This is a genomic window from Pseudomonas helleri, from assembly GCF_009600315.1.
GTDB lineage: Bacteria > Pseudomonadota > Gammaproteobacteria > Pseudomonadales > Pseudomonadaceae > Aquipseudomonas > Aquipseudomonas helleri_A.
The window spans coordinates 1-3,360 of sequence record NZ_WIWC01000077.1; the positions used below are offsets into that span (position 1 = coordinate 1).

Below are 3,360 nucleotides of genomic sequence, written 5' to 3' on the forward strand. Positions count from 1 at the left end.
GGAGTCATGCGAGACGCTTTTTTTAAAAGCCGATCGTAGGGGCTCCCACGCCAGTGGGAGCCATCAAGTGCGTCGCGTAGCCATCATTATTGCCGCCAGTGGGCGGCCTTAGACTGGCGTCAGCCATCATTGCTCGTGCTCTTGTCTCTCAGGGTTATTACCCGCTTTGGATCTTTCCCAGCGAGTGGGGGTCCCCCTTTAGGGGGTCGAGCTGGTGAGCGCGTAGCGCGAATGCTCTTGGCTTTTTGCCCTTTTGTACCTTTTCACCTTTATACCTCTCCTATTGGCGTTCTATTGCTGAAGCAATAGCCAACGCAATAGAACGACCAATAGAACGCCACATAGATAATCCAAGACAAAAGCAGAGCAACAGCGCGCCATCCCTACGGTCTGTCGTGGCCGCCCTGCGGGACGCCCAAACCTTCCGGGGGAGCGCCCCGTCAGGCTTTCAGGGTTCCGACTCGCTGCGCGAGCCTCCACCCTCTTTCCTCCCCTGCGCCCTGGACGGGCTTGTCTCGAAAATTCACCCGCGTGCGCGCCCGGCAAAGCCGGACCAACCTGCATTCTCCAATTGCGCGACGTCTCGTTGCGGTCCTTTGTCCCTTTCTCTACTGCTACATCGCGAATCCAGGTTGGTCCGGTTTCACCTGACGCGCACGCAAGCGGTGCGGCCGGATGCTTCGCACCCTGATTCCGCCCTGAACGGGCTGCACCAGGGCAGAACGGAAAAATTCGGACTGGGGTCCATTTTTTCTCACCCCCCTCGTTGGCTCGGGTGATGTCTGTCCAGCTGTTTCCGCCGTCTTCGACGACGGTTTATCAGAGCGGCTAAGGCCGCTCTGGACGCGTTACCATGCGATTTTCGCTTGGGAGCAAACCTCATGCAGCGCTTAGCTAAACCTTCGGACTACGTCCGACAAGATATTCTCGGCCAATCGACCTATGTGCTTCCTTGGGAGCAGCGGCTGTGCCCGGGAAATCCTACGGATGATCCTGCGCTTGGCGCTAAGCTTTACAACGAGTTTGCCTGTGCTGCCGCTCAGGGTGTCATGCCGCGCTCATCAGCCGAACAGATGGCCGACATCGTTGATTGGGTCATAGCTACCCCTGGCGAAGCCGCGCGCTGTTTGGCTGCTGATCTCGCAGCGACATACCAGGGCAAGTATCAGTTTCGAATGGAAGATTTGGAGCTATGGGACGAGGAAACCAAGCCGCACCGAGCGCACCTGATTTTTCATAACGAGGATATTCGTGACTTGTCTGCTTCACGGGTGATGGCTTTGCGTGAGCGCCTAGCCTGCTGACTGAGCTCAAATTTTAGCCGCTAAAATTTGAGCCATGCAAACCAGTAATTTGTTAAATACCAGTCGTTGATGGACTGGTGGTGGCGATCCTGCTAGTCAGCTCAATGTTGTCAGAACAAAGCATGTCGGACTGATCTATTAGATCGTTTTGCTCATTCTCCAGGACGGCAATCTTCGTGGGATTTGGTGCGGAGGCGGCTTGTTCTTGATCAATCAAGGAGTCCAGTTCGGAGATCTGCATCAGCAGACGGCTACGGGCTACATCGTAGTTGGCCCATTTTCTGACAAAAGTCATAGCGGTAGCTCCAATGAGGTCTGGTTAAACCGAGCACGCACCTGTTTGGAGCCAAATCATGAAAAATGATTGATTAATGGCTATTTGGCGTCTCACCGGTACATCAAATACGTATTAAAAGCGTATGAAGGGCTTATTTTTTTCGAGGAGAAAAGAAGCTAGTGCAGGATAGGCATCCGCGCCTCGTTTGTGCCACAAACTGCTGCTAATAGGACATTCATTAAATGCGATCCCTACAAAAATAAGCCTCATATTTGCCTCCTATACCTATGTGATACAATGAATACATGTATTACATAGGAGGCTACAGCATGGCGACTTCCATTCGACTGGCGCCCGAAACTGAGCAGCGCCTCGATTTCTTGGCGAGCAGTACCGGGCGTACCAAAGCGTATTACTTGCGTGAAATCATCGACCACGGCCTTACCGACTTGGAGGATTACTACCTCGCGGCGGAAGTCCTGGAGCGGGTTCGTAAAGGCCAAGAGGTCGTACACTCAGCTGCGGACGTAAGGAAGTCTCTTGGTCTGGACGATTGATTACACCGACACGGCCAAGACTCAGTTGCGCAAGTTGGATAAGCAGGCAGCCAAGCGCATCCTCGATTTTATGGATGAGCGGGTGGTTGGCCGTGATGATCCGCGCAGTACGGGCAAAGCCCTGACCGGCCCATTGGGTGGTTTGTGGCGTTATCGCGTCGGCGATTTTCGGGTGATCTGCGACATCCAAGATGGCGCCTTGCGGATTCTGGTGGTGCAGTTGGGCAACCGCCGTGAGGTATACCGGTAGTGAAGTAACTCACAAACAGAAAGGAACCCCCTCAATGCCTACGACCAACAACGACCTACCCAACCTAGCCAGTGACGATCCGTTGCAGCCTTTGATAATGGAGAGCTTGCGCAGCTTGATACTCGAAAGATCGGGGCCAATTACTTGGGAGGTTGGTGATACTTGGGTGGTGTACGACGGCGGAGAGTGGAGGATAGGGGCTGATGAATGGGCGACGCAGGATCAGGTCCGCGAGTTGATCGTCGCAACTGGCGGGGTGGTCAAGTTGAGAGACTACGCATAACACCGTTATCGTTAAATTTCCGTACAACTCCCACCAAGCGGCAGGTTTTCTGGTGACCATAAGACCAACACTATTAGCCGTCCTGCTTGAGGAGATTCAAGACCCAATGCAGCGCTGCCCTCAGGGCTTCACGTGCTAGCAGCTCTACCAACCATTGTGCTGCGGTTTTGAGACGTACCTTGTTCATGTATTCACCTCCATTAGTTCTTACTACTAAGGGAGACATAAGCAGCAGGACGTCACCGACAGCGCGCAATATGTAGGGCTAATTGATAAAAACGGTCGTACCGAGTCCTTATGAAAGCCCCCCTTACCGGGACTTGGTTCATGGCACTATCCAATGACTGGCCATTGGCTACACTCGGCCATCACCTACAAGGAGTCGTACCGATGGCGATTGAAGGCACCAAAGCACTGAAGACTGTCAGAAATGAGGCTCAGGCACAGGAACTGATAAACGAAGGCTGGTTGCTGCTGGGTCTGTTCGACCGCCAGGACGGTACTGACCAGTACGTGGAGTACCACTTGGGTTTTCCTAAAGAAGCCACGAAAGGTCAAGCCGGTGTATTTCTGCCAAAACGGATGCGATCGGATGGCTAAGGTTGAGTTCCAATAACGCCGCTTATGTTCAAAAGGCCCCCACACTTGAGAGAGTCGTGGGGGCCTTTTTTTCTGGGCACGGAAACCAC

The 3,360-nt window shown here is 53.5% G+C and carries 5 protein-coding genes; 4 read left to right on the top strand and 1 reads right to left on the bottom strand.

What is annotated here, in order from left to right; genetic code table 11:
- The first annotated feature begins 881 nt into the window (after positions 1-881).
- Positions 882-1,304, top strand: a complete 423-nt coding sequence (locus GHN86_RS22770) for a hypothetical protein (RefSeq protein ID WP_153387370.1) — start codon at positions 882-884, stop codon at positions 1,302-1,304.
- A 52-nt stretch (positions 1,305-1,356) separates the two neighbouring features.
- Here GHN86_RS22770 and GHN86_RS22775 read toward each other — a convergent pair whose 3' ends face one another.
- Positions 1,357-1,599, bottom strand: a complete 243-nt coding sequence (locus tag GHN86_RS22775; RefSeq protein WP_073510841.1) for a hypothetical protein — start codon at positions 1,597-1,599, stop codon at positions 1,357-1,359.
- 311 nt (positions 1,600-1,910) lie between these two features.
- Between GHN86_RS22775 and GHN86_RS22780 the strand changes: the two genes are divergently transcribed.
- From GHN86_RS22780 to GHN86_RS22790, 3 genes are all read left to right on the top strand, one after another.
- Positions 1,911-2,138 (top strand): CopG family transcriptional regulator, encoded by a 228-nt coding sequence (locus tag GHN86_RS22780; RefSeq protein ID WP_073510839.1) that lies wholly within the window; start codon positions 1,911-1,913, stop codon positions 2,136-2,138.
- Positions 2,122-2,388, top strand: coding sequence for a type II toxin-antitoxin system RelE family toxin (locus GHN86_RS22785; protein WP_073510837.1), 267 nt, complete (start codon positions 2,122-2,124; stop codon positions 2,386-2,388). Before GHN86_RS22780 ends, GHN86_RS22785 begins: the two co-directional genes overlap by 17 nt.
- A 610-nt stretch (positions 2,389-2,998) precedes the next feature.
- On the top strand, positions 2,999-3,271 hold the full coding sequence (locus tag GHN86_RS22790; protein WP_228389645.1) for a hypothetical protein: 273 nt from the start codon (positions 2,999-3,001) through the stop codon (positions 3,269-3,271).
- The last annotated feature ends 89 nt before the right edge of the window (positions 3,272-3,360 follow it).

Coding starts and splice junctions, on each gene's coding strand:
- GHN86_RS22790 (WP_228389645.1), top strand. CDS start 2,999: ATGGCACTATCCAATGACTGGCCATTGGCTACACTCGGCCATCACCTA.
- GHN86_RS22770 (WP_153387370.1), top strand. CDS start 882: ATGCAGCGCTTAGCTAAACCTTCGGACTACGTCCGACAAGATATTCTC.
- GHN86_RS22780 (WP_073510839.1), top strand. CDS start 1,911: ATGGCGACTTCCATTCGACTGGCGCCCGAAACTGAGCAGCGCCTCGAT.
- GHN86_RS22775 (WP_073510841.1), bottom strand. CDS start 1,599: ATGACTTTTGTCAGAAAATGGGCCAACTACGATGTAGCCCGTAGCCGT.